Raw genomic sequence first — 25,344 nt, 5'->3', positions numbered from 1 at the left:
ACATAAACTCTGCGGTGTGGGGCGGGACGTTCGTGAGCTGCGGAGTGCGTGGACCAGATATCAGCGCCACGCGTTCCACCGCCCGTCGCCGGCGCTCGAGCCATGGGTGGAGCAGTACTGGGAGGCTCGCTGGGACTACGCCGAGCCGTACCGGCAGAAGATCGTGCCGCGCCCGAACGTGCACCTGTCGCTCGGCGGCGGCCGCGCGGACCTCAGCGGCGTGTGCAGCGGCTACCAGATCAAGGTCCTCGAGGGCCGTGACCAGGTCTTCGGCGTCACGTTCCGGCCGGGCTGCTTCCGCCCGTTCCTCGGCGCCTCCCTCTCGACGATCACCGACCGCGTCGTCCCCGCGACCGAGGTGTTCGGCCCGGACCTGCCCACGACGCTCGACGTGCCGACCGTGGAGGCCTTCCTGCTGAAACACCTGCCGGACGACGACCCCCGAGTGCGCCAGGCGGTGGCCGCGGTCGAGCTGATCGCCGAGGACAAGGCCGTGACCAGGGTCGAACACCTCGCCGGCGAGCTCGGGCTGAGCGTGCGGGGCTTGCAACGGCTGTTCGCGGAGTACGTCGGCATCGGGCCCAAGTGGGTGATCCGCCGTTACCGGCTGCACGAGGTGACCGCACGCATGGCCGCCGGCGGGGCGATCGGCTGGGCCGCGCTGGCCGCGGACCTCGGCTACGCCGACCAGGGCCACTTCATCCGCGACTTCAAGAGAATGTTCGGCGAGCCACCGACCTGGTACGCGCAGCGGTATTAGCCTCCTGCCGGTCCTTGCGGAGCAGGACGAGCACCAGGATCGCGCCGGCCAGGGCAGTTCCGGAGGCGATCAGCAGGGTCGCGTTCAGTCCGTCGGCGAACCCGGCCGGAGACCCGTGCCGGTCGGTGAAGACGGTCCCGAAGACCGCGACGCCGAACGCGAGCCCGAGCTGGCGGAACGTGTTGAGCGCCCCGCCGGCCATCCCGCTGCGCTCGCGCGGCACCTCGGCCAGCACCGCCGAGGCGTTCGTGGGCAGCACGCAGCCGACGCCGAGACCGGCCACGATCAGTCCGGGGATCAGGATCGCGCCGGTGCTGTCCGGGCCGGTCCGGGCCTGCAGCAGGTCGCCGGCGGCGATCAGGAGCAGGCCGAGGCCGACGGTCCAGCGCGGGGCGATCCGCTGCAGGAGCCGGCCGGTGGACGCGCCGACGATCAGGGCGGCGGCGGCGGCCATCGGAAGGCGGAACAGGGTCAGGTCGAGCATCGGGTGGTCCGAGCGGGCTTCGGCCAAGAGGAACAGGACCAGGGCGACCAGGCCGGTGGCGAACGCGGCCAGGGTCACGCCGTCGGTCCAGCCGGCATCACCGGCGCGGATCATGCCGTACGTCAGCGCAGCCGCCGCCCCGGTGAAGCTGATCGTGCCGGGCAGGTCGAAGCGGCCGCCCCTGGGCGCCCGGGACTCGCTCACCCCGCGCACCGTGAACCAGATCGCGACCAGGCAGACCGGCAGGTTGATCAGGAACACCCAGCGCCAGCCGAAGTGCTCGGTGAGCAGGCCGCCGGCGAGTGGCCCGGCCGCGGCGGCAACGCCGCTGACCGCGCCCCAGACGCCGAACGCGACACCCCGGTCGCGGCCCTGGTAGGTGAAGTTGAGCAGGGTGGCGGTGCACGCGAACATGGCCGCACCGCCGAGGCCCTGGAGGATCCGGGCGGCGATCAGGGCCTGCTCGTTCGGGGCAACCGCGCAGAGCAGCGAGGAGATCGTGAAGATGCCGATGCCGATCAGGTAGATCCGGCGGCGGCCGAACCGATCGGCGAGCGAGCCGGCGCCGAGCACCAGGGCGGCCAGGGACAGGGCGTACCCGTCGATGACCCACTGCAGGTCGGCGTAGTCCGCCCGGAAGTCGTCGGAGATCGCCGGCAGGGCGACGACGACGATGAGCACGTCCACCAGCAGCAGGAAGGTGCCGAGAGAGACGGCGATCAGTGGAGACCATTTGCGCATGCACTGCAGGCTGCCGGTGGCCGCATAGTTTTCCCCAGCCGCATTCGGCATTTCTGCGGATCAGCGCGGCTGGACGACATTCCAAGTCGATGAACACGCCCTCATCTCGCGCTCCTGAGCAGACTGCGGGGCCTTACGCTCTGCAGCAACAAAGACGACTGATCTCTGACGTCGGCCGTTTGAACACTCTTGTATCTCTACCCCACGAGCCGATTAGTTGTTCCTGGCGGTAGGACGTTGCTGTTCAAGCGCGTGTGCCGCGGTCAACCCCTTCACGACAGGCATGTCTATGCAAGATGTATGGACCGTCTCCTCGGGCGACGGAACAGGCAAGGCGAGGCTGAGGTTGCGCTCCGGGCCGCCACGCCCACTGGTGGCGACTCTCACGGAGGCGGAACTGGCACGTGTGGCGACCCTGTTGCCGGAGGTCGCCGAGGTGGTGCGGCGGGGCGAGTTCAGCCGGATCCAGTTGGGCACGGCGTTTCAGGACGCGATCGGCCGAGATCCGTTCCGGCAGGAGAAAACGCTGGTCAGCCGCGACCGGTCCAGTTGGTCGTGGTGGAAGAATCTCGGGGCCGTCATCATAGGGCAGTGGTCGCTGCCGTCCGGGATGGTCGATCCGGGGCTCACCAGCACCCTATCCGCGGCATGACAGTGAACCCCGCACTCGACCGTCTTCGCCTGACCGCTTCTCCGCTCGGCCGGTGCGGAATCACGGCGTCAAGGGCGGGCCTTGGTCCCGGCTTTAAGTAGCTCCACCATCTCCGCGATGCGTTCAACGCGCTGTTCAGGCCGGCGTTTTGTTGCATCGATCCAGCGTAGGTAAGCCCGACGATAGAACTGCGCCAGCGAGTCGAAAAACGCCCCGGCATCTGGCTCGGCCGCCAAGGCCGCGGCGACATCGTCGGCGAGATCCGCACGTTGCGGCCCTTCCGGTGCGATATCCACCGTGACCTCGGTACCGACGGCCAATTCACCAGCGCCCGGTGATTTCGGGCCGAGGGTGAACCCGAAGCCGTCGCCAGCCGTTCCCACGACTGCCCGCACCCGGGCGCCGTTGACGGTGCCGGCAACGTGGTGGCGCGGTTTGGCGCCCCAGACCGAGTCGGGGTTGAACGGGACCGGCACCAGTAGTTTGCCGCCTGCCCCGGCGGCAACCCTGGCGACGAAGTGTTCGGACTTCATGGCAACCGATCCTGCCAGCATTCTTGGTCGCGAGGGAGAGCAGGTGCGGCGCCGTTGCCGGACCCGACGCGCCGGTACACGGATCGCGGCAGGTGAGTGAACTGATCTTGCTGACTCCGCATCAAGGCCGTACTTCTTCGGCACCGGACAGGATTGCCGCAAGCCGCTAGCCTGATTTCGTGACCGGTCGCGATCCGCTGATGCCAGGTGAGGACGTCAATCAGCCCAGGGTATCTACCGCCCTCGAGGAGCATTTGATCTGGGTCGGTCTCGCGTTGCTGAGCGGGTTCATCGGCAACCTCGGGTACGACCTCATCAAGTCGCCTTTGCAGGAACTGATCCGCCGCAAGCGCACATGGAGCAGAGAAGAACTGCACCAGCAGGTAATCTCCGGCAACCTGGACGCCGAAACACTTAACCGGCTGCTGGAACTTCTTGCCGGAACAGCTATCGTCAATGAGCGACGCCGGCGCGGCCTCTCCGTCCCCGTGCTGCAGGATCTGAAATACGGACCTTGGACTTCAAGTGCGGGGTCAACGAATGCCCCCATAGTGATCCAAATGACTACTATCAAGCTCGGAGGAATCGGCCCCAGCCCGTCCAATCACGAATCTGGCGGACCGAGCAGCTTCGGGCTTCCGTCGGGATCGCATCTCGGCGTGAGCGCCGGTGCACCGGCACCAAAGGGACCGATATTTGTGGGAGCAATAGCGAGTTGCCGCGTCGGGCAACATTTCGACGCTCACGTTTCCGTCCGATTTGGTCGGCGAAAGTGGTTCGATGAGGAGTGTGGCATCGAAATCACCATGATAGACGTAACGGCCGAGGATTAGATTTCGCCCGTTCGACAGCGCCGATCGACCTGGCCTTTGGGCGCATATCGACTGTGCGCTCATCGGCAAGAGCGTGAGTGAGGGCTCAGGGGCAGTGGTTGTGCTGCGCGACTGAACGCGACCGCCGGCGCCCGCGTTCCGCCGGCCGAGCTGCAGCTGGGACCGGCCGACGCTGATACCGCGAATGCACTCGGCGCGAGGCGATGGCGCACGAGTCACGGTTGGCGGACCCACCGCCATGCGCTCAGCCGAGGCCTGTTTCCAGGCCGGCTTCTAGCCGTGGAGCCGGTCGAGGATGCCCCGGTCGCCCTCGGTACGCAGCGACTCCGACTGAATCCGGCCGTAGAAGAACAAGACCAGCTCGTTGGCGGTGGCCCAGACGGCTACGTCGGCCTTCTCCGGGCCTTCACCGGCGGTAGCGCCGTCGGGGAGCCGGGCGGTACGCGTGCGGCCGTCGGAGACCCAGAGCCGCCATGAGCGGCCCTCGGCGACGTGGTAGTCGACGACCACCGGCTCGTGCGGCCAGGGTTCCGTTCCTGCGCAGCGGGTGGTCAGGAACTCGTCGACCCCGTCGACGGCCAGTTCGCTGGGCAGTGGCTGCGGGGCGCCCACCGTGACCTGGGCGTCGTAGGTATGCACGGCGAGCTGCTGGAGCTGGTCGCGAGCGACGGCACCGCTGGTCTGCGGCGACTGCGAATCACCCCACCACGTCCAGCAGCCACGGTCCGGTCCGGCCTCCCGCAGCGCGTCCAGCTGCTCCTGCACCGCGGTGGCAAAACAGTTCAGCAAGGCCTCGCGTTCACGCGGCGCCACCGGAGCGGACACGATTGCAGCAGCGTCGGCAGGCCCCGCGGCGACGATGGCGGTCCACTTGCGGCGCCCCTCCACCAGGTGTTGCACGAGGTCGAGCAATGTCCACTCGGGGCAGGTCGGCACCTGCACGTCGAGGCTGGGTGCCGCGGCGACCGCCGCCTGGAAAGCGATCGATCGCTCCTGCATCAGCCGCATCAGGTCAGCGAGTTCCAAAGTGTTCCCCACCGCGGCTTTGTACCACCCTGCTCCGCCAACCGACACCGATTTCCTTGCCTCCGGCGGCGAAGCGACGCGGCACAACCGGTGTCCAGCGCCCGCAAGGTTGACCCCGCTGACAGTGACGCGATTTTGGTTGCCCTGTTTGAACGAAAGCGCCCACCTCGCGCGACCGACCGCGCCCAGCTAGGAGAGATCGCTGCCGCGCTCGAGGACTGAGCGCGCCGGATCAATGCGAGCCCGACCGCCGGCTCGGCGGCGTACGTTTGCCTCATGATGACCTTGCCCGAGGGACTGCTTGTCCTCCTGCGCCGGCCGAGCCCGTGCTTCGTCGCCACCGTCGATCCGGACGGCTCGCCGCAGTTGACCGAGACATGGGTCGACACGGACGGTGAGCACATCGTGATCAACACGGTGGAGGGCTTTCGGAAGGTCCGAAACGTCGAGCGGGACCCGCGTGTCTCGGTCATCGTGACCGACCCGGACGACGTGACCGACTACTACTCCGTGAAGGGCCACGTCGTCGATGTGACCACGAAGAATGGCGCCGAACACATCGACAAGCTGGCACACAAGTACCTCGGCCGACCGTATCCATGGTTCGGAGGTCGCGACCAGGTGCGCCTCATCATGACCATCGCAGCCGACAAGATCGTCCATGCGCCACGCGGCTGACCTCGCCCGACAGCCACGTTCAGATCAAGTATCGATCTGTGGGCGACGCCTGTGCGGACTCAGCGGAACTTCATCTCCGCTTGGAAGGGGCGTTTCGACCGGAGGTACCTTTCCAGAGCGCCGACGCGGCTGACCGGATCCTGGACGAGTCGCCAGGCCTTCTCCGGGTCTTTCTCGTATTTCGCCACCAGGCTGGGATCCCCGTAGACGTCCGGTGGAAGCCCTCCGGAATAGCCTTTCTCCTCGGCCTCCTCGCGGATCTCGTCCTTCCAGTTGTGCCACTGCTTCAGGAAGTCCGCCATGCCCGCCTCGATCTTCGCCTTCATCTCTTTGCGGATCGGCTCGGACTGGTTGTAGGGCGTATTGAACAGCTTCCCCCACAGGACTTGGCGCTGCTGGTCGGCGTCGGTGGTCCGCGTGGCCCGGCAGTCAGCGATAGCAGCGTCGATGCTGGCGCCGGATGACTGCACCATCAGGTCGCGCGACTTCGTCAGCATCTCGCTGGCGATTTCCTTGCCGGACGGAGGCTGTTCCGGATTCTGCGCCAGCGCGCCGGACCCGACCGCTGCCCCGGCGAACGACATGAGCCGAATGATCAGCAGTGCTTCGGGCGCGACCAGGCTTGAAGCCGCCCAGAGCAGGTTGCCGGCTAAAGCCACCCAGAAGTTGGCCGTCGACTCCTCGTCCTTCGCCTCGGGCGCACCCTCGAGCGCGGCCAGCGCGGCGGCCAGCCACAGGTTGAGGAAGATGTCGCGATCACGCAGGAAGTCGGAGCGGAGTGCGACCGCATCGACCGCCTCCGCCGTCGCGGTCTCGGCCGGCGCGCGATGCAGGCCAGGCGACTGCTGCGCCACGTGCACCAACTCGTGCGCGAGGAGCTCGCGGCCGGCGCCGGAGTCAGGCTGGTACTCGCCGTCCCGGAAGTACACATCATTGCCAGTGGTGAAGGCGCGGGCATCCAGTTGACGGCTCAACTGATCGGCCTCGGCCCCAGTGTGGACGGTCACAGCGCTGAGATCGGTCCCGAGGCGAGGCTCAAAATAGTCGCGCACGCCGGACGGCAGTTGCGCGGCGCCGACGCCGCCCCGCGCCGGGCGCCGCTGAGCCGACATTTCGCCTTCGGGCATCGCGACCACCTGACGGGCGATGAGTTCGGCCTCCTGCTCGGATCGGTCGTGCGGCGAGCTCACCTCCAGCGCGCCGAGCGCCGCAGCGGGCATGGGCTGCACCAGGCGTTGGATGGCCGAATTGCCGGCGGCTGGCGCGAGTAATCGGGCAAGGCCGGGGTGGGCGAGGTCCCCGCCCGCGATGACGCTCCGCAGGGCGGTGTTGCTGAGCGCGGCTCGGTGCAGGTCGGGAAACTGCTCCTCCGACGACTGGTCGGCCTGCTGGTCGCGATGGGTGCGCAGAGCCTGCCGAACGCTTGCCACTGTGGCCTCCTGGTTATTCGGCTGCCTCAGCGTAGGACCGCCACACGGGCTACAACATGCCATTCTCCGTGGAGGTCGGCAGCGCGCTGCGACGGCACATCGAGCGGAGCGACATCGCCGCCCGGGGTCGCCCTGACCGGCTGGACCGTCTGACTAGTGGCGCGGGATCGGGCCGGCGACTGCTCCGTAGCCGGTTGCCTCGGCCGGGGTGGGGCGGGGGCCGGGCTGCGGGCGCCAGTCGGAGACCGAGACGATGCCTGGCTCCAGCAGGTCGAGGCCTTCGAAGAAACGGGCGACCTCGGCGTACGGGCGGGGGCTGAAAAGGGGTTTGATGTCCTTGTTCACCGCGTTCATGGCGGCGATCGTGTCGGCGTCCAGCGGGTCGAACGTCGCGTGTGACAGGACCAGGTAGCTGCCGGGCGGGAGGGCGGCGACCAGCTGCCGGACGATGTCGTGCGGGTTCTCGTGGTCCTCGACGAAGTGCAGCAGGGCCACCAGCAGCAGCGCGATCGGCTGGGAGAAGTCCAGCGTGGTCCGCAGCGCCGGGTTGGCGAGGATCTCTTCCGGCTTTCGGGCGTCGGCGTCGATGTAGGCGGTGGCGCCCTCGGCCGAGCTGGTCAGCAGGGCCCGGGCGTGCACCAGCACGAGCGGATCGTTGTCCACATAGACGATGCGCGACTCGGGGGCGATGCGCTGCGCGACGTCGTGCACGTTGCGGGCGGTGGGCAGGCCGGTGCCGATGTCGAGGAACTGGCGGACGCCGGCCTCGGCGGCCAGGTGGCCGACCGCACGCTGCATGAACGCGCGGTTCTCCCGGGCGGCGGTGCGGATGTGCGGGAAGACCGCGGCGATCGCCTCGGCGGCGTCCCGGTCGGCCTGGAAGTTGTCCTTGCCGCCTAGCCAGTAGTCGTACCGCCGCGCCGGATGCGGGCGGGTCATGTCGATCGGCGTCGAGACTTCCGAGCTGTCGTTCGTCAACACGATCCCCCTGTCATCCGTGACGTGCCGCGAGATCCACCGGTCTGCATCGTAGCGGTCGCCGAGAACCAGCCGATCCGCCGTGGACATCGGCAGGCGTGCGTGATCACCTGTGCGGGTGGCACACATCCCGCTCCCGCCGCTTCCCGGCATCGCCGGTCTGCTGGCCGCCTATCCGCAGACCGCGGGCCCGCTCAACAGCCTCGCCGAAGCGCTGCTGCGCGGTCCTTCACCGCTCACCCCGGGGCAGCGGGAAAGCATTGCCGCGTACGTGTCCCGCGGCAACGAGTGCACGTTCTGCGCCCGGACACACGGCGCGGTAGCCGACCAGCTGGGCGGCGGGTCCGGCCCGGAACCCATGATGGACGCGTTGCTGGCCATCGCCGAGAAGGTCCGGGTGGACGGCCGCTCGGTGACCGCCGGGGACATCGCGCGGGCCCGCGCGGCCGGGGCCGACGACCGGGCCGTTCACGACACCGTGCTGATCGCGGCGGCGTTCAGCATGTTCAACCGGTACGTCGACGGGCTCGACACCTTCACCCCGGACGACCCGGACGCATATGCGAGGCATGCTCGCGCCCTGGCCGAGAACGGTTACCTGCAGCCGCCGGCCTGAACGTCAGACCGGGAAGACCCGGCGGACGACCAGCCCCAGGCCCACCAGCAGCAACGCGGCCTCGAGGGCGGCCGACGCGCCGGCCCGCGACGCACCGGTCACGTCCAGGTACGAGGTGACCTCGAGGTCGAAGACGGCGGAGTCCTGGGCATCGAACCACCGTTGCGTACCACCGAAGTCCAACGGGTCGAGGGGAAAAGGCGGATCCGACATCCAGGTGCTCCACGTCGGGGTTCCGCGTTCGGCGCACACGGTGTCCATGGTTCTCAGAATGGTCTTCGCGACGGAGACGGTCAGCCTGGTCCCGCCCGGCGTTCCGAGGAACCGCACCACGGCCGCGCGCAGACGGTAGCCGCCCGCCTGCCCGGCGAACGCTCGCATGTCGTCGACCAGTCCCGCGGGGTCGCCCGCCGCGGTGAACTGCCGGAGGACCTGATCCATCTCCGGCTCCGAACGCGCCGGGGCCGTGACCACCTCCGCCCCGTCGGGCAGGGCGCACGGCGTGCGGACCGCAACGCAAACCAGGACGGTCGGTCGCGCGCCCGGCCACGGCACGCCCGCAGCCGTACCGAGCAGGCCGGCCGAGACCGCGAAGGCCGGCAGCAGCGCGATCCCGGCCCGGCGCAGTCGCGGGCGTGAGCCCGCCTGGATCGCGCCGGCGACCGCGACCGGCAGCAGCACGGCGGCCAGCACGGCCGGCATGATCGCCGCCGCGCCCGCGTCCGGGCCGAAGCCGGCCGGCCACCCGTAGCCACCGTTGCCGTGGTCGACCACCGCGGCGGCGGCCATGATCGCGGCCAGCCCACCCAGCCCGGCCAGCTGCGGCGCGCCCGGACCAGGAACCGGGCTCCACGGGCGGTCGCCCCACGAGGCGGCGTGGCCGAGCAACGCGGCGACGGCGAGTGTCCCGGCGTACGGCAGAACCTGGCGGTGCAACAGCAGCTGTCCGACCTGGACCAGTGTCAACACCAGGAACGGCCACAGCCCCACCAGCAGGTGCCGTCTGACCGTTCGTCGTACCACCGTCCCAGGAAACCCTTCGGACGACGGCCGGCGCAGGCGATTCGCGCCCACCCGCGCGGTAATGTCTGGCCAGTTCAGCGGGCTTTGACCGGAGGAGTCGATGCGGGGATGACGGTGCCCACCCAGGATGAGGTGCTCGGATACTTCAGCACGCTGTCGAACTGGGGACGCTGGGGCGGCGACGACGAGCGCGGGACGCTGAACCACATCACCGACGACGTCCGGCTGGCGGCGGCGCGGGCCGTGCGCCACGGCCGGAGCGTGTCGTGCGCCTGGGAGATGGCCGCGCCGGAGGACATGGAGCGGTCGACCACGGCGTGCCCGTGCTCCGCCGACATGCCGGGCGCGGAGAACATCCCGGTGCCCGCCTTCCACGCCGACCGGCGCTGGGGGTTCTCGTCCGAGCGGCTCGGCCTCTCCTTCCACGGCAACACCGTCACCCACCTCGACTCGCCGTGCCACCTGTTCTGGGACGGCGAGATGTATAACGGGCGGCCGCACTCGCTGGTCGACCCCGAAACGGGTTCGGCGTGGGCGGCCGTCACGGCGGCGGCGGACGGGATCGTCACGCGCGGTGTCCTGCTCGACGTCGCGGCGGTCCGGGACGTCGACTGGCTGGAACCGGGGCAGGGCGTGTTTCCCGCCGATCTCGAGGAGGCCGAGCGCCGCCAGGGCGTACGGGTGCGATCCGGCGACGCGGTGCTGCTGCGAACCGGCTTCGGCCGCGCCCGGCACGAGAACGGCGCGGCCATCGGTTTCACCCAGGCCGGCTGGCACGCGTCCTGCCTGCCGTGGCTGCACGAACGCGAGGTCGCCCTGATCGGCGCGGACACGCCCCAGGACGTTCAGCCGTCGGGTTATCACGACGTGCTGATGCCGGTGCACGCCGTGAGCCTGGTCGCGATGGGCCTGTGGCTGCTCGACAACTGCGACCTGGAGGCGTGCGCGGCGACGGCCGCCGAGCTCGGCCGGTGGGACTTCCAGCTCGCCGTCGCGCCGGTCCGCCTCGCCGGCACGTCCGGCAGCCCGGTCAACCCGATCGCCACGTTCTGACCCACGGCATCGTCGGCGCACACGTGCACCGAACTCACCGATCGAAGATCGGATATCTCCCGGCGGGCATGAGGCCGGCGTGGAAGACGGCTGCTTCTGATCCCAGCGGTTCGTCGTCGTCGGGCTCGCCGGCCCAGGCCGGCACCCATTCGCTGCGGAACGTCTGCGCCAGCCGCCGGGCGACCGCGTCGGCGACCCCCGCGACGTCGGCCAGGGCGATCGTCTCGCACCGCAACGCCAGCTGCGCATGCAACTCGCACGCGACCAGGTTCCGCAGCGCCGCAGGCGCCTCGAAGTCGTCGTGGGTCTGCCCGGGTGGCACGGCCATCCCTCCACGCTTTGCCGTTCCGCCGGTCCCGTCAATCCGCCGTTACCTTTCCCACAGACGTCTTGGCCGGATGCCGGTCGCTGCCGATAAGAACAGCTGCCACCCGCGCCAGAAAGTTCGAGTATTGACAGTTAGAGCTCTAACATTTAAAGTTCTAAACATGGACGCACCGAAGCTCACCACCAACCTCGACCTGATGCGCTGGATCGGCTGGGCCCAGCGCAAGGCCGGCGAGGACTGGATCCGGGAGCGCGGGCTCAGTCACGAGCAGAGCTTCGTGCTGGGTTACCTGGCGCAGAACCCGGGTGCGATCCAGCGCGACATCGCGGAGGTCAGCCGCACCAGCGCGGCCAGCGTCTCGAGCCTGCTGCAGGGCCTCGAGCGCCGCGGCCTCGTCGAGCGCCGCACCGAGAGCGGCAACGAGCGCAGCAAGCGGGTCTTCGCGACGCCGGCCGGCACCGAGCTCATCGCCGGGTTCGACACCGCGATGGCCGGCGTCGAGGAGGCCATCCTCGCCCCGCTCGACCAGGCCGAGCGAGACGCCCTGCAGACCCTGCTGACGAAGATCACGGCGGAGTTGCCGCACCCGACGCGGTAACCGCCCGCACACCCCCGAACGACGCGTCCGAGGACGCGCGATGACCCCTGCCCGGAAGAAGGCGCAGTCATGACCACCACCACCCTCGAAAGCCCGGTGAACACCGACGCCGTCGGCACCAACCGCTGGTACCTGTCCGCCGCGCCGATCGCCCGGGCCCTCGTGCACCTCTGCGTGCCGATGGCCGCCGCGATGATCGTCAGCGCGGTCTACAACGTCATCAACGGCGGCTTCGTCGGCTCGCTGCACGACAGCGCGCTGCTCGCCGCGATCACCTTCGGCACCCCGCTGCTCGGCCTGGTCATGGCGGTCGGCGGCGTGTTCGGCGTCGGCGGCGGCGCGCTCATGTCGCGGCTGCTCGGCGCGGTGTCGGTGAGCTGTTGCAAGCCGGCTTCCTGATCGTCACCTCGCTGGTGCTCAACAACCTCGCGGCCGGCTACGGCGACGGCCCGCTCGCCGCGATGGGTGTTGCGGTCCGGATCGCGCAGGTGCCGGAGTTCCTGGTGATGGGCGTGACGCTGGGTGTGCTGCCGCTGCTGGCCTACGCCTACGGCAAGGGCGACCGGCAGCGGCTGACGGCGGCGCTGCGGGCGTCGGCGATCACCGTGGGCGGCATCGCGCTGATCTTCTCGGTGACCGTCTACCTCTTCCGCGAGCAGGTGTTCACCGCGTTCGTGTCCGACCGCTCGGTCCTCGCGATCGGCGTCACCATCATCACCGCGCAGCTCACCGCGATGATCGCGAACGGGTTCACCGGGCTGATCACCTCGCTGTTCCAGGCCACCGGGCGGGCGCTGCCGGCCACCGTCATGTCGCTGACGCAGGGCATCCTGTTCATCCCGATCGTGCTGCTCGGCAAGCTCTGGTTCGGCCTGTCCGGCATCATCTGGGCGCTGACCGTCACCGAGTGCATCGTCTTCGGGGTCGGCCTGGTGATGTGGCTGGCCTCCCGCCGGGCGATCGACCGCGGCCTCGCCGCGGGCAGCCCGGAGCGCGCCGAGGAAATGCTCGAGGCCTGATCGTCAAGGTAGCGATGACGCGGCCGCCACCGGCTGCCGCATTTCGCCGTGCACAGCGGGGCGAGCTCCGCGCCGGGTCGCGCCGATGCCGGCGGTGACCACCAGGCCGACGCCGGCGACGCCGAGCACGCCGGGGGTCTGGTGCAGCCCGACCGCGCCGATCAGCAGGCCGAACGCCGGCTCCAGGGCCATCAGCGTGCCGAAGGCGGCCGTCGTCAGCCGGCGCAGGGCGAGCATCTCCATGCCGAACGCGACCAGCATCATCGCGCCGAGCACCAGGCCACGCAGGACCTGGCCGCCGGTCAGCGCCGCGATCGCCGACGGGTGCACGGTGAGCGTCGCGACCAGGGCCGCCACCGGCATCGACACCGCGAGGCCCTTGAGGCCGTCGACCCGGTCGCCGACCTTCTGGGTCAGGACGATGTAGGCGCCCCAGCAGACCGCCGCGCCCAGCGCGAACGCGACCCCGGCCAGGTCGACGCCACCCTCCCAGGGGCGGGTCAGCAGCAGGACCCCGGCCGCGGCCAGGACCGGCCACGTCATGTTGCGGCGGTTCTGGGCGACGGCCACGCCGAGCGGCCCGAGGAACTCGATCGCGCTGGCGGTGCCGAGCGGCAGCCGCCCGACCGCGGCCATGAACAGGATCGTGGCGCCGGCGGTGGCCACCCCGAGCAGGGCGGTGGCGCCCAGATCACGCCGGCTGAAATCGCGCGGCCGCGGCCGGATCAGCACGAGCAGCAGCAGGCCGGCCCAGGACAGGCGCAGCCAGGCGGCGCCCTCGGCGCCGATCTCCCCGATCAGACCCACGCTCGCCGCGATGCTCGCCTGAACGGTCAGCATCGCGGCCACGGCCAGTGCGGTTCCCCTTGTCATGCCTTCGTTGTACGGCCGATCGATTGTTCGTGTCCACGTGCCGATCCTGGACATACCGTTCGATGTTTGCGAACAATGGCCGGATGGAGACGCGCAGGCTGCGGTTACTCGTCGAACTGGCCCGGCTCGGCTCGATGCGGGAGGTCGCCGAGGAGATGGGCCTCACCACCTCGACCGTGTCCCAGCAGCTCGCCATCCTCGCCCGCGACGCCGGGGCGGCGCTCGTCGAACCGGACGGCCGCCGGGTGCGGCTCACCCCGGCCGGCCGGCGGCTGGCCGCGCACGGCGTGACGATCCTGGCCGCCGTCGAGGCGGCCCGGCTCGACCTCGACCCGGATGCCTCGCCGGCCGGGGAGGTGCGGGTCGCCGGTTTCGCCACCGCGATCCGGCGGTCGCTGCTGCCGGTGCAGGCGCTGCTGGCCCGCGACCATCCGCGGGTGCGGCTGCAGATCCACGAGCACGAGCCGGCCGAGGCGTTCGCGCTGCTCGACGCGGACGAGATGGATCTCGCGCTCACCTACGAGTACAACCTGGCGCCGGTGTCGTTCCCCGACCGCTACGACACGCGGGCGCTGTGGACCGTGCCGTGGGGGCTCGCGGTGCCGGCCGGGATGCCGATCGGCGAGGCGTGGGCGCAGGACTGGATCGTCAACTCGCGCAACACCGCCGACGAGCTGGTCGCCCGCACCCTCGCGTCGCTGCACGGGTTCTCGCCGCGGATCGCGCACCGCTGCGACAGCCTCGACCTGGTGCAGGATCTGATCATCGCCGGGGTCGGGGTGGGGTTGCTGCCCGCCGACCGGCCGGTTCTTCACGGCGTCGAGGTGCTCCCTTTGCAGAGCCCGGAGGTCGTGCTCCGCGCGTACGCCATCAGTCGCCGCGGCCGGACCGCCTGGCCGCCGCTCGCCCTGATTCTCCGGCTGCTTGTCTCATGATCAGCCGGACCGGGCCGATCTCCCGGCCATGCGTCTCCTCCTGGCCGCTCTTCTGCTGGCCACCCCCGTCGCGGTCCCCGCCACGACCAGCAGCACCACCATGACCTACACCGGGACGGACGCGGTCGTCGCGAACCCCGGGCGCGGCTTCTTCACGTACACCGAAGCGCATCTCGCGGCCGGCGTCGCCTATGTCCCGCTGGACGCCGCCGAGCTGGCGCAGGAGCGCACCAACGAGGCGCACACCGTCGTCTACCGCACCTTCTACCTGGAGAAATACCGCAGCGTCGACACCATCTCGGCGGCCGATCTCGCCCTGATCAAGGCCGATTTCGCGGCGGCGCGCACGGCCGGCGTCAAGCTGGTCGTCCGGTTCGCCTACACGTCGACCGATGCCCAGGACGCGCCGCTCGCCCGGGTGCTCAAGCACATCGCCCAGCTCAAGCCGATCCTCACCGGCAACGCCGACCTGCTGGTCGCGGTGCAGGCGGGCTTCATCGGCACCTGGGGCGAGTGGTACTACTCGCAGAACTTCCCGCTCACCGCCACCGCCGCCCGCAAGCAGGTGGTCTCCGCGCTGCTGGCGGCCACTCCGGCGCCCATCCAGCTGCGCACGCCCGGCTACAAACGCGCCTACGCGCCGGCGGTGGCCCGGGTCGGCGTGCACGACGATTGCTTCCTGGCCGGCGACGACGACTACGGCACCTACACCGCCGCCGACGACCGGACCTGGCTGGCGTCCCAGTCGTTCCTGGTCGGCGGCGAGACGTGCGACCCGTCGGCCCGCTCCGGCTGGGCGAACGCCTCGGCCGAGATGGCGGCCTACCACTGGACCTACCTGAACCCGTCGTTCAACGCCGACGTCCTCGACTCGTGGGGCGCCGCCCGGCTCGCCGAGGCAAGCCGACGGCTCGGCTACCGCCTCCGCCTGACCGATGCGGTGCTGCCCACCAGCGCCAAGGCCGGCACGTCACTCTCCGCGAAGATCACTCTGACCAACGAGGGGTACGCGGCGCCGGTCCAGACTCGTCCGATCCAACTCAGGGTGGGCACCACGACCGTCACCGTCCCGGCCGACCTGCGCACGTTCGCGCCCGGAAGATCGGTCACGCTGACCGTGTCGTTCAAGGCGCCCGCCCGCACCGGGAGCTACGCGTTGTCGCTGGCTCTGCCCGACCCGTCCGCCCGGCTGGCCACCGACCCCGCGTATGCGATCCAGCTGGCCAACCCGGGCGGAAACAGTCTCGGCGTCAGTTTGCGGGTTTCTTAGCCTCCGCGTCAGTTTGCGGGTTTCTTGGCCTCCGCCAGTGCGGCCCGCACCTTCTCGGCGCTGGCCGGGGTGCCGGCCGGGTCCTCGAAACTGCCGTAGGGCGGCCCGTAGGCGGGCTGCCCCGGCTCGAACCGCCAGCTCTCGCTGAGCGGCCCGGCATCGACCGCGTCGTAGCCGATCGCGTCGAGGAACTCGGTCGCGACCAGCTTCGCCGCGGCGTCGTCGCCGGCGATCGTCAGCGAGGTGCGCTCGGCATCGCCCTGCGGCCGGGCCAGGTTGCCCAGGTGCTTGAAGAAGATGTTGTTGAAGACCTTGACCAGCTTGGCGCCGGTCAGGAAGCGCTGCTCGACCTCGGCGCTGGTGGCCAGGCCCTCGTCGAGCTCGGGCACGTTCCCGTCGCGCTGCGGGTAGTAGTTGTTCGTGTCGAGCACGACCTTGCCGGCCAGCTCCTCGGCGGGCAGCTTCGGGAACACGTGGAACGGCACGCTCACCACCACGATGTCGCCGGCCGCGGCCGCCTCGGCCGCGGTGGCCGCCGTCGCCTTCGGCCCGAGCTCGCCGACCAGGCCGGCCAGCGTCTCCGGCCCGCGCGAGTTGCTGAGCACCACGTCATAGCCGCCCTGGACGGCGAGCCGGGCCACGGTCCCGCCGATGTTCCCACTGCCGATGAATCCCACAGTCGTCATGCCGTGAGCCAACACGATTGCGGCCCGGCTCATTTCCGCTTTTGATCAGGCAGCGGCCAACAGTGACCCGTCACTCAGATCCACGAACAGCGGGGCGTAGTTGTAGCAGCCCACGGCCAGGATGTCGTCGGCGGCCGACATGGCGGCCGGCTCCGGGCTCAGCTGCCGCTGCCACAGCGTGGCGCCGGCCGGGTCGAAGGCGGTCAGGGACCGCGTGGTGCGCTCGGCCACCACCAGGGCGGCGTCGTCGTGCCAGGCCAGGATCAGCGGCGCCGTCGTGGCGACCTGGCCGGTCCAGCGGACGTACAGGTCCTCGTCGTGGATCTCGAAGAAGCCGCCGGGATGCGCCACCGCCAGGGTGCGGCCGCTCGACGACCAGGCAGCCGCGGTGATCGGCGAGAACTGCTGCGACCGCGGCCGGCCCGGCTGCAACAGTGGGCTCGTCCGGCGGATGGTGCCGTCCTCGTAGGCGGCGTGCAGCACGTCGTTCCGGTCGGCGTGCAGAGCCACACACGCCGACGGGCGGCCCAGGATCTGGGCATGACGAACACCGGTGTCGATGCTCCACACGCTGACCACACCGTCAGCGGGCGCACAGGCCAGGAAACGACCGTCGGACAGCCAGGCCAGCGCGGCCGGGCCGGCCGCCGGTGATCGCACGGACAGCAGTTCCTCGGGCGCGGACGAGCCACGCAGCCGCCAGACCGTGATGCGGCCGGCGATCGACAGTGTTGCCAGGACGTCGGCGGCGACCGGGTTCCAGGCCACCGCGACCACCCGGTGGCGGTCACGAAGACGAGTGAGCAGTCGCGGGCGTCTCGGGGAGGGGACGGTCCACAATTTCAGGTCGCCGTTGGGGGCGGTCGTTGCGAGCAGGCGGCCATCGCCGCTGAAGGACGTGACAGTATCCAGTTGGGCGCTGATTTTTCCGTTCCTCAGATCACGAGCCGCCGCCACGGCAAATAGCCCCGAACGAGGTGCTAAGCCATATTCGGGGATGGATACGTCGCAAGCAAGAGGCGGGGCCCAGAAATTGTGCGCGAATGCTTACGCTGCGCCTATGCCGATAGCCGCCGGGTGGGCCGTACTGGCTCTGCTCGCCTGTCTGGGCCTGCTCGCCGACTCGTCCGTCGCCAGTGGACCGCACACCCCGCTGGTCGCGTTCGCGCTGGTCCTGGCCTGTTCGGCACCCGCGCTGGTCGGCGGCGCGTTCGGCGTGGCGGAGGGCCGCACCGACGGCCGCCCCGACTCGGCGCAGGTAGCCTCCCTGCTGCGGTGGGTCGGCAACGGAATCCGCGCGGGCGTGCTTCTGGCCACGGCGCTGGCCATCGGCGTGTACCTCTCCGGGGTGACCCACGACCCACCGGGTGGCTCGGTGCGCACCCCTTCGGGCGGTTACGCGCTCAAGCTGCGAGACGACTCACTCGTTCCGGTCACCAACGCGCAGTGGCGAGCCAACAGCCGCGCCGAGCGCCGCGAACTCCTCGCCGGCGCCATCCTGGTCAACGCCTGGGGCGGCGCCCTCTGCTGGGCCGTGAAACTGCGCGACGACGAGGAGGACCCGGTCTAGGGGGTGGCGAGCCGGTAGACCTTGGAATCGCGGAGCTCGAAGCCCAGGCGCTCGTACAGCCGGTTGGCCGCCGCCCGGGACGGCCGCGAGGTCAGGTCGACGGTGCGGGCGCCGGCCTCCCGCGCCAGCCGCACCGCCTCCCGGGTCAGGGCCGCGCCGACGCCCATCCCCCGGGCCGCCTCGTCGACGACGACGTCCTCGATCCAGGCCCGCAGGCCGGTCGGGATCGGGAACAGCACCAGGGTCAGCGCGCCCACGATCTCGCCGTCGGCGCGGGCGACGAGCTGCCGGTTGCCCGGCCACGTGACCAGCGCCGTCAGCGCCGCGGCGTCCAGCGCCCCGGCCGACCGCGACAGCTGCGGAAGCAGCCGCCCGAACGCCTTGACCAGCTCGTCGGTCGCCGCACGCACCACCTCGACGTCAACACTCATAGCCGGGACCTTAACCATCCGGCGAACGCCGTTGCCGGCGCAGCACCGAGTCGTCGTCGATCGCCTCTGGGGGTACAGCTTTTGCTGAATACAGCGCTCGCTGTATTGTCGGGACATGGAGACGGTGACGCACGGCCAGGTTCTTGCGCGCTTCGGCCATGCTCTGTCGGATGCCACCCGCGCCCGGCTGCTGCTTGCGCTGCGTGAGGCGCCCGGCTACCCGGCCGAGCTGGCCGATCTGCTCGGGGTCAGCCGGCAGAACCTGTCCAACCACCTCGCCTGCCTTCGCGGCTGCGGGCTGGTCGTCGCGGTTCCTGAGGGCCGGCGCACGCGTTACGAGCTGGCCGACGTCCGGATCCGGCATGCCCTCGACGATCTGCTCGGGCTCGTGCTGGCCGTCGACCCGGCCGCCTGCCCCGACGCGGCCGACAAGGGCTGCTGCTGATGAACCTGCCGATGGTCCCGCTCACCCCGGTCGGTCCGGCCGCGCAGCGGAAAGCAGCGCTCGGCCGGCGGGTCCGGCTGCTGGTCGCCGCCACCATCAGCTACAACGTGGTCGAGGCGGTCGTCGCGATCAGTGCCGGCGCCGCGGTGGACTCCACCGCGCTGATCGGGTTCGGGCTCGACTCGGTCATCGAGGTGTCCTCGGCCGCGGCGGTTGCCTGGCAGTTCGCCGGCCGTGACCCCGAGGCCCGGGAGAGGACCGCGCTGCGGATCATCGCGGTTTCGTTCTTCGCGCTCGCCGCCTACGTCAGCGTCGAGTCGCTGCGGGCGCTGGCCGGCGGTGGCGAAGCGGGGCACTCCGCCGTCGGGCTGGTCCTCGCCGCGGTCTCGCTCGCGGTCATGCCCGGCCTGTCCTGGGCCCAGCGGCGCGCCGGCCGTGAGCTCGGCTCCCGCACTGCGGTCGCCGACTCCAAGCAGACCCTGCTCTGCACCTACCTGTCCGCGGTCCTGCTCGTCGGCCTGGGCGTCAACAGCCTGTTCGGCTGGAGCTGGGCCGACCCGGTCGCCGCCCTGGTCATTGCCGCGGTCGCCGTCAAGGAGGGCCGCGACGCGTGGCGCGGCGACGCCTGCTGCGCACCGGCGAACCCACGGGCGGCAACGGCGGAAGGCGGTGACTGTCCATGCGCGACTGGCTGATCGGCCTGGGGATCGCGGCCGGGTGCATGGTCGTGAGCTGGCTTATGCTGATCGTGCTTGCCCGGCGGCTGCCGCCCGGCATTCTGCGTGACCTCGCCGCGTTCATCCCGGACTGCGTGACCACCGTTCGCCGGCTGCGCAAGGACCCCCGGGTTCCGCGTCGCGCCAAAGTCGCGATCATCATCGCCGGGCTGTGGGTCGCCAGCCCGATCGACCTGATCCCGGAGTTCATCCCCGTCATCGGGCCGCTCGACGACATCGTGGTGGTGGCCCTCGCGCTGCGCTACGCCGCCCGGCATGTCCCCCGCGACGTCATCCTGGCCGCCTGGCCCGGCGAGACCCGGCTCATCCAGCGGCTCCTCGGGCCTCCCGAGGACGGCACGCGAGCGAGCTGAGGGCCGGCCGGCCCCGCGCTCCAGCCGGTGGCCGCGGCACCGGGGGTGACCGGTGGCGGTGCCGGGCTAAGTGGCGGGGACCGGGCGGGCCCTCGTACGGCTAAGGGGTCTTGAACTTCTCGAAGAAGACGACCTCGTCCAGGGGGCGGCGTTTCGGCTGCGCCCAGCGGCCCTTTGCCGGGTAGCCGAGCGGGATCAGCGCCATCGTGAGGGCGTCGTCCGGGAGGCCCAGCAGGGTGCGGACCTCGGGCTCGTGGGCCATGTAGAGGGTGGTCAGCGTGCTGCCGATGCCGTGTGCGCGGGCGGCCAGCATCAACTGCTGGACGGCGCCGTAGATGGACGAGCCGAGGCGTGGGTTCTGTGACTTCGCGGCGCCGAGGAGGACCGGGAAGATCCAGACGGGGGCCTCGGCCAGGTGGTTGGCGAGGTGGTCGGCGGCGTTGAAGCTGGCCGCGCTCATGCCTTCGGGGTCGGCGAGGATCTTCTCGCGGTTCACCCCGTAGGCCTTGTCCCAGCCTTCCAGGTAGAACTCGGCGATCTTCGCCTTGACCTCGGGGTCGCGGACCACGATCCAGGCCCAGCGCTGGGTGTTTCCGCCGCTCGGGCCGCGCACGGCGGCGTCGAGGATGTCGCGGACGATCTCGTCGGGGATGGGGGCGTCCGACAGGTAACGGCGGGCGGGGGTGCTGTGCAGGGCTTCCAGCACGTCGAGCGGTTCCGGCATGGGTTCACGATAATGGTCGTCGTGGCCACCTATGTGAAGAGCCTGACGTTCGACTGCGCCGACGCCCTCGTGGTGGCCCGGTTCTGGGCCGCCGCGCTGGGTGGTGAGCTGGACGTCGACGCCACCGCGGACAAGGCGTTCGTGGAGGCGCCGGGGTGGGGCGCGCCTAACCTGTGGTTCCAGCGGGTGCCGGAAGGGCGGACCGCCAAGCTGCGCCTGCATTTCGACCTGCGCGCGCCTGGCGGTGTCCCGGAGGAGGTGAAGCGCCTCGAAGGTCTCGGCGCCACCGTGTTCGCTGTCCACGGCGACCTCGTCGTCATGCAGGACCCGGAAGGCAACGAGTTCTGCGTGGAGTCCTGAGCTACTTCTTCTTCTTGCCGCTGGGCAGCGCGGCCTTCGGGTACTTCTCGTTGAACTCCTTGATCAGCGGCAGGCCGACGTGCACCATGTCGCGCGACCGCTTCTTCACGTCCTCCGGGGTCAGGTGGTGCTTGACCGGCGGGAGCTGGGACGCGATCGTGCCGCTGAAGCTGAGCAGGTCGTTGACCGAGCCGGGGAAGGTCCGGGCCATGTCGACGGCCGCCTGCAGCTGCGACTGCGGGACGGCGGCGACGTGCTCGCGCATGCCGGCCGACCAGGCGCCGGGGTGGACCAGGTAGCCGGCCGGCAGGTTGCCGGGGCCGCCGATGACGTCGAGGGCCTTGCGGCGGTCGACCGGTTCCGGGCGGGCGCTCTGCACCATGTACAGGGCGCCGGCGCCGAACAGGGCCAGCGGGATCATGATGGCCGCGGCGGTGGCGACACCGGCGATCAGCAGGATCACGAACAGGATCACGAGGATCAGCGCGCCCGCCATGTACTCGCGGACGCCGTCACGGGCCGCGCCCGCCTCGGCGTCGGCGGCACACCGGCGGATGAGGGTCTCCATGACCGGGTCGGTGGGCCGCCAGGTATCGGCCCGGACCGGCATCTCGCGCGTGGCCTGCGTCATCAGCTGGTCCTATCCAAGTCTCGCTTGCGGGCGGGGTGTCGCCTGCGGTATTCGGTCGGCGGCCGGGCCTGGTTGAGGATTACGACGCCAGCGCCGCGTACCGGCCGCCCGCGCCGACCAGCATCTCGTGCGTGCCGGACTCCAGGACGCGGCCGTGGTCGACGACGACGATCTGGTCGGCGTCGCGAATGGTGGAGAGTCGGTGCGCGATGGTGACCGTGGTGCGGCCCCGGGCGAGCTCGTCGAAGGCGCGCTGCACGGCCCGCTCGGTCTCGTTGTCGAGGGCGCTGGTGGCCTCGTCGAGCACCAGGATGCGGGGGTCACGCAGCAGGGTGCGGGCGATCGCGATGCGCTGCTTCTCGCCGCCGGAGAACCGGTGCCCGCGCGAGCCGACCATGGTGTCGTAGCCGTCCGGCAGCGCCGCGATCCGGTCGTGGATCTGGGCGGCCTTGGCGGCGGCGACGATCTGCTCGTCGGTGGCGTCGGGGCGGGCGTAGCGCAGGTTCTCCCGCACGGTGGTGTGCAGCAGGTAGGTCTCCTGGCTGACCACGCCGACGATCGACGTCAGGTCGGCCAGGGTGAGGTCGCGCAGGTCGACGCCGTCGATGGTGATCCGGCCGGCGGTCGGGTCGTAGAGGCGGGCGATCAGGGCGGCGAGGGTGCTCTTGCCGGAGCCGGTCTCGCCGACCAGGGCCAGGGAGGTCCCGGCGGGCACGTCGAGGCTCACTCCCGCCACCGCGGCCTCCTCGCTGCCGGGATAGGCGAACGTGACGCCCTCGAAGCGCAGGTGGCCTTTCGCGACAATTCGGACAGGCCTTTCCGGCTCCTGGATATCCACTGACAGGTCCAGATATTCAAAGATCCGCGCAAAAAGGGCGAGCGACGCGGTCAGCTGCACCCCGACGTTGAGCAGGCCCATCAGCGGGCGGAACAGGTTGGTCTGCAGCGCCGTGAACGCGACCAGGGTGCCGATGCTCATCGTGCCTCTGGTCAGCGGGAGTCCGGCCGCGAGGTAGATCACGGCGGGAATGCCGGCGAACACGATCGACATGGCCGCCATCCGCCACCGGCCGGCCAGCTCGGAGCGCAGCTCCAAATCGATGAGCCGGGTCGACGAAGCGGTGAAGCGGCTGATCAGCGCGGGCCCGGTGCCCATCGTCTTGGCCAGCTGGACGCCGCTGATCGACAGCCCTTCCTCGATCGTCACGTTCAGGTCGGCGAGCTCGCGCTGGCGCTGGGCGGTGATCTCCCGGCGCATCCGGGCGACCCGCCTCGACAGGTAGATCGCGGGCGGCAGCACGACCAGCGACACCAGGGACAGCCGCCAGGACAGCGCGGCCATCGCGACGACCGTGGCAACCACGGTGGTCAGGTTCGATGCGATGGACGTGGCGGTCGAGGTGACCACCGCCTCCATGCCGCCGATGTCGTTGGTGATGCGCGACTGCACCTCGCCGGTGCGGGTGCGGGTGAAGAACCCGATCGACTGGCGCTGCAGGTGGGTGAAGACGTCGACGCGCAGCCGGTGCATGACCTTCTGGCCGACGGCGGTCGAGATCCAGGTCTGGACGACGCCGAGGGCGCTGGTCACGGCGGCGACGGCGACCATGCCGATCACCAGCCAGACGAGCAGGCGCACGTCGGCCTGTGGCAGCGCGTCGTCGATGACCGCGCGCAGCAGGAACGGTGACGCCATCGCCAGGATCGACGAGACGACGATGATGAGCACGACGGTGGTCAGCGGCCAGCGGTGCTCGGTGAACAGGGCGCCGATGCGACGCAGGGAGACCTCGCGGGCCTGCTTCTTCTCGGCTTCGGTGGGTTTCTTGCCTCGGGGCCTATCCAAGTGCTTCTCCTGTCATCAGTAAATACTGAGGTTACCTCATCTTGAGGCTACAACAGGAGTTGGTGCTAGCGTATTCCGCGTGGACGAGGAGAGCCTGTCGGAGGAGTTCTGGACGGTGGCCCGGCGGCTTCGCCACCGCACCCGCTCGGCCCTGGAGCAGTGGGACCTCAACCCCTCCCTGGCTCGCGCTCTGAGCGTTCTCTCCCGCCATCCAGGTGTACGGCTGAGCACCCTCGCCGACCACCTGCGGATCGCCCCGCGGTCGGCGACCGAGGTGGCCGACTCGCTGACCGAGCTCGGTCTCGCGCTCCGGGAGCCCGACCCCGCCGATCGCCGGGCCACGCTGCTGTCGCTGACACCGCGCGGCATCGCGACTTCCGACGCGATCCGGGCCGCCCGGCAGGCCTCCGGCGAGGAGTTCTTCGAGAAGCTGACGGCCGACGACCGGTCCGCTCTGTCGGCCATCCTGCGGAAACTGCGCGAAGACTAAGCCTTTCGCCGGGCCAGCAGGATCACGCAGGCGGCCGAGCCGGCCGCGCACAGCAGGGCCAGGGTCAGCGTCCACGGCGCGGCGAACGAGGTCATCCGGTCGAGGAGGCCCAGCACCATCAGCGCGACCAGGCAGACCGCGAAGACAACCGTGGACAGGTGGGCCAGCACGCCGGTGGCCGGGGCCGGGGCGGCGCCGATGCCGCCGGCCGGGATGCGCAGCGACTCGGCGAACTCGTCGGTGACCCGGATCAGCGACTCGGCGTCGACGATCTTCTGCTCGGCGGCGGTGATCCGGCGCAGCTCCCCTTCGGCCCGGGCGTGCGCCGGCTCGAGCGTGAGCGCCCGGCCGTGCGCCTCCCGGGCGCTGAGCGGCCGCCCGGCGGCGAACAGCGCCACCCCGAGGGCGACGTGCAGGTCGGCGTCGTAGTGGGCGAACTCGGCGCCGGCGATCAGCACCCGCTCGGCCTCGCTCACCCGGCCGGCCGCGAGCAGCGCCCGGCCGTGCCGCTCGATGAGGCGGGGGTTGCCCGGGTCCTCGGCGCACCCGGCGACCGCGGCGGTCACCGCCATCTCGTGCCGGCCGGACGCGGTGTAGGCGGCGCTGACCCAGTAGAGCGCCTCGATGCCGTTCGGCTCGAGCTGCAGGGCGTGCCGGGCCGCGTCCAGCGCGGCGGCGGGCTGCCGCAGCTCGAGGTGGGCGCGGGCGAGCAGCAGCCACGCTTCGGTGTTGCCGGGCTCCTCCCCCACGACGGGGGCGAGCAGGGTCGCGGCTTGGCCGGCGCGGCCACCGTTCAGCAGGTCGCCGGCCTGGTCGAGGAGGAGTTCGGTATGCACGCCCGAGCAGATCGGCCTGGCACCGGGCGACCTGCGAAGGCTTCGGGTGCCCTCTGGTTGTCACTTCGGAGTGGCCCAGTTCACTCCGGCGACCCTCAACCGGTGGGTGCGGGCGACCGATGCAAGCGGGTGCAACTCAGGAGCGAAAGGAATCGCGATGAGCATTCGGATCGGTAGCAGCGCCAACGCCCAGTGGGGCTCCCACATCGCCCAGATCCACCTGACCACCGACTGGCGGCGGCTGACCGCCGACGTCGAGGCCGGCTCGGACCACCGGATCATCGCGGCCGACAAGGCCGCGATCGTGGAGAGCCGGCAGGCGTACGCCCAGGCCCGCGGCAACAACCGGTTCGACGTCACGGTCTGAGGCGGCCCACCTCTACCCATTTCTCCTATCGGCTCGAT

33 protein-coding genes are annotated in these 25,344 nt (G+C 70.4%); 18 read left to right on the top strand and 15 right to left on the bottom strand.

All coding sequences use genetic code 11. The features are described 5' to 3' along the window. Window positions 1–16 precede the first annotated feature (16 nt). Complete coding sequence (locus AB0E90_RS13280; protein ID WP_360403536.1) at window positions 17–760, top strand: helix-turn-helix domain-containing protein; 744 nt, start codon at window positions 17–19, stop codon at window positions 758–760. Here AB0E90_RS13280 and AB0E90_RS13275 read toward each other — a convergent pair. Beyond that, window positions 711–1,985 (bottom strand): MFS transporter, encoded by a 1,275-nt coding sequence (locus AB0E90_RS13275; RefSeq protein ID WP_360403534.1) that lies wholly within the window; start codon window positions 1,983–1,985, stop codon window positions 711–713. The genes AB0E90_RS13280 and AB0E90_RS13275 overlap by 50 nt on opposite strands. 418 nt (window positions 1,986–2,403) lie before the next feature. On the opposite strand from AB0E90_RS13275, the gene AB0E90_RS13270 reads away from it, so the two are divergent. Then, window positions 2,404–2,637: a hypothetical protein gene (locus AB0E90_RS13270; RefSeq protein ID WP_360403532.1), complete on the top strand. Its 234-nt coding sequence runs from the start codon at window positions 2,404–2,406 to the stop codon at window positions 2,635–2,637. Window positions 2,638–2,705: 68 nt separating this feature from the next. On the opposite strand, the gene AB0E90_RS13265 is transcribed toward AB0E90_RS13270, so the two are convergent. Continuing rightward, window positions 2,706–3,170: a YdeI/OmpD-associated family protein gene (locus tag AB0E90_RS13265; RefSeq protein ID WP_360403530.1), complete on the bottom strand. Its 465-nt coding sequence runs from the start codon at window positions 3,168–3,170 to the stop codon at window positions 2,706–2,708. A 179-nt stretch (window positions 3,171–3,349) separates the two neighbouring features. On the opposite strand from AB0E90_RS13265, the gene AB0E90_RS13260 reads away from it, so the two are divergent. Next, a complete protein-coding gene (locus tag AB0E90_RS13260) occupies window positions 3,350–4,003 on the top strand; it encodes a hypothetical protein (RefSeq protein ID WP_360403528.1) in 654 nt (217 codons plus the stop codon). 273 nt (window positions 4,004–4,276) lie between these two features. Here AB0E90_RS13260 and AB0E90_RS13255 read toward each other — a convergent pair whose 3' ends face one another. Beyond that, window positions 4,277–5,041 carry a maleylpyruvate isomerase family mycothiol-dependent enzyme gene (locus AB0E90_RS13255; RefSeq protein WP_360403526.1) on the bottom strand — a complete coding sequence of 255 codons (765 nt, stop codon included), beginning with the start codon at window positions 5,039–5,041 and terminating at the stop codon, window positions 4,277–4,279. Window positions 5,042–5,305: 264 nt separating this feature from the next. Here AB0E90_RS13255 and AB0E90_RS13250 point away from each other — a divergent pair, with 264 nt between their 5' ends. Further along, entirely contained in the window at window positions 5,306–5,707 is a 402-nt protein-coding gene (locus tag AB0E90_RS13250) for a TIGR03618 family F420-dependent PPOX class oxidoreductase (RefSeq protein ID WP_360403524.1), read from the top strand. A gap of 59 nt (window positions 5,708–5,766) precedes the next feature. On the opposite strand, the gene AB0E90_RS13245 is transcribed toward AB0E90_RS13250, so the two are convergent. Continuing rightward, complete coding sequence (locus tag AB0E90_RS13245; RefSeq protein ID WP_360403522.1) at window positions 5,767–7,137, bottom strand: DUF4157 domain-containing protein; 1,371 nt, start codon at window positions 7,135–7,137, stop codon at window positions 5,767–5,769. Window positions 7,138–7,290: 153 nt separating this feature from the next. Beyond that, window positions 7,291–8,115, bottom strand: a complete 825-nt coding sequence (locus AB0E90_RS13240; protein WP_360404366.1) for an SAM-dependent methyltransferase — start codon at window positions 8,113–8,115, stop codon at window positions 7,291–7,293. Between the two features lie 118 nt (window positions 8,116–8,233). Between AB0E90_RS13240 and AB0E90_RS13235 the strand changes: the two genes are divergently transcribed. Beyond that, the gene (locus tag AB0E90_RS13235) at window positions 8,234–8,731 is read left to right on the top strand and encodes a carboxymuconolactone decarboxylase (RefSeq protein ID WP_360403520.1); all 498 of its coding nucleotides are present in this window, start codon (window positions 8,234–8,236) and stop codon (window positions 8,729–8,731) included. Window positions 8,732–8,734: 3 nt separating this feature from the next. Here the strand turns inward: AB0E90_RS13235 and AB0E90_RS13230 are convergent, their stop codons facing one another. Then, entirely contained in the window at window positions 8,735–9,754 is a 1,020-nt protein-coding gene (locus AB0E90_RS13230) for a hypothetical protein (RefSeq protein ID WP_360403518.1), read from the bottom strand. A gap of 108 nt (window positions 9,755–9,862) precedes the next feature. On the opposite strand from AB0E90_RS13230, the gene AB0E90_RS13225 reads away from it, so the two are divergent. Next, window positions 9,863–10,807, top strand: coding sequence for a cyclase family protein (locus AB0E90_RS13225; RefSeq protein WP_360403516.1), 945 nt, complete (start codon window positions 9,863–9,865; stop codon window positions 10,805–10,807). 34 nt (window positions 10,808–10,841) lie between these two features. Here the strand turns inward: AB0E90_RS13225 and AB0E90_RS13220 are convergent, their stop codons facing one another. Continuing rightward, window positions 10,842–11,135, bottom strand: a complete 294-nt coding sequence (locus tag AB0E90_RS13220) for a hypothetical protein (protein WP_360403514.1) — start codon at window positions 11,133–11,135, stop codon at window positions 10,842–10,844. A 160-nt stretch (window positions 11,136–11,295) separates the two neighbouring features. Here AB0E90_RS13220 and AB0E90_RS13215 point away from each other — a divergent pair, with 160 nt between their 5' ends. The 3 genes from AB0E90_RS13215 (at window position 11,296) to AB0E90_RS13205 (ending at window position 12,752) form a co-directional block, all read left to right on the top strand. Then, complete coding sequence (locus AB0E90_RS13215) at window positions 11,296–11,733, top strand: MarR family transcriptional regulator (protein ID WP_360403512.1); 438 nt, start codon at window positions 11,296–11,298, stop codon at window positions 11,731–11,733. A gap of 69 nt (window positions 11,734–11,802) precedes the next feature. Continuing rightward, complete coding sequence (locus AB0E90_RS13210; RefSeq protein ID WP_360403510.1) at window positions 11,803–12,132, top strand: hypothetical protein; 330 nt, start codon at window positions 11,803–11,805, stop codon at window positions 12,130–12,132. Then, window positions 12,114–12,752, top strand: a complete 639-nt coding sequence (locus AB0E90_RS13205; RefSeq protein ID WP_360403508.1) for an MATE family efflux transporter — start codon at window positions 12,114–12,116, stop codon at window positions 12,750–12,752. The genes AB0E90_RS13210 and AB0E90_RS13205 overlap by 19 nt, the downstream gene beginning before the upstream one ends. Before the next feature lie 3 nt (window positions 12,753–12,755). Here the strand turns inward: AB0E90_RS13205 and AB0E90_RS13200 are convergent, their stop codons facing one another. Continuing rightward, window positions 12,756–13,625, bottom strand: coding sequence for an EamA family transporter (locus AB0E90_RS13200; RefSeq protein ID WP_360403506.1), 870 nt, complete (start codon window positions 13,623–13,625; stop codon window positions 12,756–12,758). An 83-nt stretch (window positions 13,626–13,708) separates the two neighbouring features. Here AB0E90_RS13200 and AB0E90_RS13195 point away from each other — a divergent pair, with 83 nt between their 5' ends. Together AB0E90_RS13195 and AB0E90_RS13190 are read left to right on the top strand one after the other, a co-directional pair. Beyond that, window positions 13,709–14,560, top strand: coding sequence for a LysR family transcriptional regulator (locus tag AB0E90_RS13195; RefSeq protein ID WP_360403504.1), 852 nt, complete (start codon window positions 13,709–13,711; stop codon window positions 14,558–14,560). Window positions 14,561–14,588: 28 nt separating this feature from the next. Next, window positions 14,589–15,830 carry a DUF4832 domain-containing protein gene (locus AB0E90_RS13190; RefSeq protein WP_360403502.1) on the top strand — a complete coding sequence of 414 codons (1,242 nt, stop codon included), beginning with the start codon at window positions 14,589–14,591 and terminating at the stop codon, window positions 15,828–15,830. Window positions 15,831–15,838: 8 nt separating this feature from the next. Here the strand turns inward: AB0E90_RS13190 and AB0E90_RS13185 are convergent, their stop codons facing one another. Then, window positions 15,839–16,516: an NAD(P)-binding domain-containing protein gene (locus AB0E90_RS13185; RefSeq protein ID WP_360403500.1), complete on the bottom strand. Its 678-nt coding sequence runs from the start codon at window positions 16,514–16,516 to the stop codon at window positions 15,839–15,841. Between the two features lie 45 nt (window positions 16,517–16,561). Then, window positions 16,562–17,284, bottom strand: coding sequence for a hypothetical protein (locus AB0E90_RS13180; RefSeq protein WP_360403498.1), 723 nt, complete (start codon window positions 17,282–17,284; stop codon window positions 16,562–16,564). 292 nt (window positions 17,285–17,576) lie between these two features. Here AB0E90_RS13180 and AB0E90_RS13175 point away from each other — a divergent pair, with 292 nt between their 5' ends. After that, window positions 17,577–18,086 carry a hypothetical protein gene (locus tag AB0E90_RS13175; protein WP_360403496.1) on the top strand — a complete coding sequence of 170 codons (510 nt, stop codon included), beginning with the start codon at window positions 17,577–17,579 and terminating at the stop codon, window positions 18,084–18,086. Here AB0E90_RS13175 and AB0E90_RS13170 read toward each other — a convergent pair. Further along, a complete protein-coding gene (locus AB0E90_RS13170; protein ID WP_360403494.1) occupies window positions 18,083–18,535 on the bottom strand; it encodes a GNAT family N-acetyltransferase in 453 nt (150 codons plus the stop codon). The genes AB0E90_RS13175 and AB0E90_RS13170 overlap by 4 nt on opposite strands. A 97-nt stretch (window positions 18,536–18,632) precedes the next feature. Between AB0E90_RS13170 and AB0E90_RS13165 the strand changes: the two genes are divergently transcribed. Genes AB0E90_RS13165 through AB0E90_RS13155 form a run of 3 tightly spaced genes read left to right on the top strand, consistent with a single transcriptional unit; the run spans window position 18,633 to window position 20,052 of the window. Beyond that, a complete protein-coding gene (locus tag AB0E90_RS13165) occupies window positions 18,633–18,962 on the top strand; it encodes a metalloregulator ArsR/SmtB family transcription factor (protein ID WP_360403492.1) in 330 nt (109 codons plus the stop codon). Next, window positions 18,962–19,657, top strand: coding sequence for a cation transporter (locus AB0E90_RS13160; RefSeq protein WP_360403490.1), 696 nt, complete (start codon window positions 18,962–18,964; stop codon window positions 19,655–19,657). Before AB0E90_RS13165 ends, AB0E90_RS13160 begins: the two co-directional genes overlap by 1 nt. Beyond that, on the top strand, window positions 19,642–20,052 hold the full coding sequence (locus tag AB0E90_RS13155) for a DUF1232 domain-containing protein (RefSeq protein WP_360403489.1): 411 nt from the start codon (window positions 19,642–19,644) through the stop codon (window positions 20,050–20,052). The genes AB0E90_RS13160 and AB0E90_RS13155 overlap by 16 nt, the downstream gene beginning before the upstream one ends. 100 nt (window positions 20,053–20,152) lie before the next feature. On the opposite strand, the gene AB0E90_RS13150 is transcribed toward AB0E90_RS13155, so the two are convergent. Further along, window positions 20,153–20,776, bottom strand: a complete 624-nt coding sequence (locus AB0E90_RS13150; protein ID WP_360403485.1) for a nitroreductase family protein — start codon at window positions 20,774–20,776, stop codon at window positions 20,153–20,155. Window positions 20,777–20,797: 21 nt separating this feature from the next. Between AB0E90_RS13150 and AB0E90_RS13145 the strand changes: the two genes are divergently transcribed. Then, a complete protein-coding gene (locus AB0E90_RS13145) occupies window positions 20,798–21,136 on the top strand; it encodes a VOC family protein (RefSeq protein ID WP_360403483.1) in 339 nt (112 codons plus the stop codon). Between the two features lies 1 nt (window position 21,137). Here AB0E90_RS13145 and AB0E90_RS13140 read toward each other — a convergent pair whose 3' ends face one another. Both AB0E90_RS13140 and AB0E90_RS13135 read right to left on the bottom strand, forming a co-directional pair. After that, complete coding sequence (locus AB0E90_RS13140) at window positions 21,138–21,767, bottom strand: hypothetical protein (protein WP_360403481.1); 630 nt, start codon at window positions 21,765–21,767, stop codon at window positions 21,138–21,140. 79 nt (window positions 21,768–21,846) lie between these two features. Continuing rightward, window positions 21,847–23,613: an ABC transporter ATP-binding protein gene (locus AB0E90_RS13135; protein ID WP_360403479.1), complete on the bottom strand. Its 1,767-nt coding sequence runs from the start codon at window positions 23,611–23,613 to the stop codon at window positions 21,847–21,849. Window positions 23,614–23,692: 79 nt separating this feature from the next. Between AB0E90_RS13135 and AB0E90_RS13130 the strand changes: the two genes are divergently transcribed. Beyond that, window positions 23,693–24,103: a MarR family transcriptional regulator gene (locus tag AB0E90_RS13130; RefSeq protein WP_360403477.1), complete on the top strand. Its 411-nt coding sequence runs from the start codon at window positions 23,693–23,695 to the stop codon at window positions 24,101–24,103. Here the strand turns inward: AB0E90_RS13130 and AB0E90_RS13125 are convergent. Continuing rightward, window positions 24,100–24,939, bottom strand: coding sequence for a tetratricopeptide repeat protein (locus AB0E90_RS13125; RefSeq protein ID WP_360403475.1), 840 nt, complete (start codon window positions 24,937–24,939; stop codon window positions 24,100–24,102). The genes AB0E90_RS13130 and AB0E90_RS13125 overlap by 4 nt on opposite strands. A gap of 157 nt (window positions 24,940–25,096) precedes the next feature. On the opposite strand from AB0E90_RS13125, the gene AB0E90_RS13120 reads away from it, so the two are divergent. Then, window positions 25,097–25,306: a hypothetical protein gene (locus AB0E90_RS13120; RefSeq protein ID WP_360403473.1), complete on the top strand. Its 210-nt coding sequence runs from the start codon at window positions 25,097–25,099 to the stop codon at window positions 25,304–25,306. Window positions 25,307–25,344: the final 38 nt, after the last annotated feature.

Origin of the sequence: Actinoplanes sp. NPDC026619, from assembly GCF_040638295.1 — a bacterium.
Taxonomy (GTDB): domain Bacteria; phylum Actinomycetota; class Actinomycetes; order Mycobacteriales; family Micromonosporaceae; genus Actinoplanes.
This window is presented reverse-complemented; position numbering and strand designations above follow the sequence as displayed.

What these genes read in the sequence shown, in the direction of transcription:
- AB0E90_RS13275 (WP_360403534.1), bottom strand. Translation starts at nt 1,985, where the DNA reads ATGCGCAAATGGTCTCCACTGATCGCCGTCTCTCTCGGCACCTTCCTG.
- AB0E90_RS13265 (WP_360403530.1), bottom strand. Translation starts at nt 3,170, where the DNA reads ATGAAGTCCGAACACTTCGTCGCCAGGGTTGCCGCCGGGGCAGGCGGC.
- AB0E90_RS13250 (WP_360403524.1), top strand. Translation starts at nt 5,306, where the DNA reads ATGATGACCTTGCCCGAGGGACTGCTTGTCCTCCTGCGCCGGCCGAGC.
- AB0E90_RS13225 (WP_360403516.1), top strand. Translation starts at nt 9,863, where the DNA reads ATGACGGTGCCCACCCAGGATGAGGTGCTCGGATACTTCAGCACGCTG.
- AB0E90_RS13220 (WP_360403514.1), bottom strand. Translation starts at nt 11,135, where the DNA reads ATGGCCGTGCCACCCGGGCAGACCCACGACGACTTCGAGGCGCCTGCG.
- AB0E90_RS13215 (WP_360403512.1), top strand. Translation starts at nt 11,296, where the DNA reads ATGGACGCACCGAAGCTCACCACCAACCTCGACCTGATGCGCTGGATC.
- AB0E90_RS13210 (WP_360403510.1), top strand. Translation starts at nt 11,803, where the DNA reads ATGACCACCACCACCCTCGAAAGCCCGGTGAACACCGACGCCGTCGGC.
- AB0E90_RS13200 (WP_360403506.1), bottom strand. Translation starts at nt 13,625, where the DNA reads ATGACAAGGGGAACCGCACTGGCCGTGGCCGCGATGCTGACCGTTCAG.
- AB0E90_RS13195 (WP_360403504.1), top strand. Translation starts at nt 13,709, where the DNA reads ATGGAGACGCGCAGGCTGCGGTTACTCGTCGAACTGGCCCGGCTCGGC.
- AB0E90_RS13190 (WP_360403502.1), top strand. Translation starts at nt 14,589, where the DNA reads ATGCGTCTCCTCCTGGCCGCTCTTCTGCTGGCCACCCCCGTCGCGGTC.
- AB0E90_RS13185 (WP_360403500.1), bottom strand. Translation starts at nt 16,516, where the DNA reads ATGACGACTGTGGGATTCATCGGCAGTGGGAACATCGGCGGGACCGTG.
- AB0E90_RS13175 (WP_360403496.1), top strand. Translation starts at nt 17,577, where the DNA reads ATGCCGATAGCCGCCGGGTGGGCCGTACTGGCTCTGCTCGCCTGTCTG.
- AB0E90_RS13170 (WP_360403494.1), bottom strand. Translation starts at nt 18,535, where the DNA reads ATGGTTAAGGTCCCGGCTATGAGTGTTGACGTCGAGGTGGTGCGTGCG.
- AB0E90_RS13165 (WP_360403492.1), top strand. Translation starts at nt 18,633, where the DNA reads ATGGAGACGGTGACGCACGGCCAGGTTCTTGCGCGCTTCGGCCATGCT.
- AB0E90_RS13160 (WP_360403490.1), top strand. Translation starts at nt 18,962, where the DNA reads ATGAACCTGCCGATGGTCCCGCTCACCCCGGTCGGTCCGGCCGCGCAG.
- AB0E90_RS13155 (WP_360403489.1), top strand. Translation starts at nt 19,642, where the DNA reads ATGCGCGACTGGCTGATCGGCCTGGGGATCGCGGCCGGGTGCATGGTC.
- AB0E90_RS13150 (WP_360403485.1), bottom strand. Translation starts at nt 20,776, where the DNA reads ATGCCGGAACCGCTCGACGTGCTGGAAGCCCTGCACAGCACCCCCGCC.
- AB0E90_RS13140 (WP_360403481.1), bottom strand. Translation starts at nt 21,767, where the DNA reads ATGACGCAGGCCACGCGCGAGATGCCGGTCCGGGCCGATACCTGGCGG.
- AB0E90_RS13120 (WP_360403473.1), top strand. Translation starts at nt 25,097, where the DNA reads ATGAGCATTCGGATCGGTAGCAGCGCCAACGCCCAGTGGGGCTCCCAC.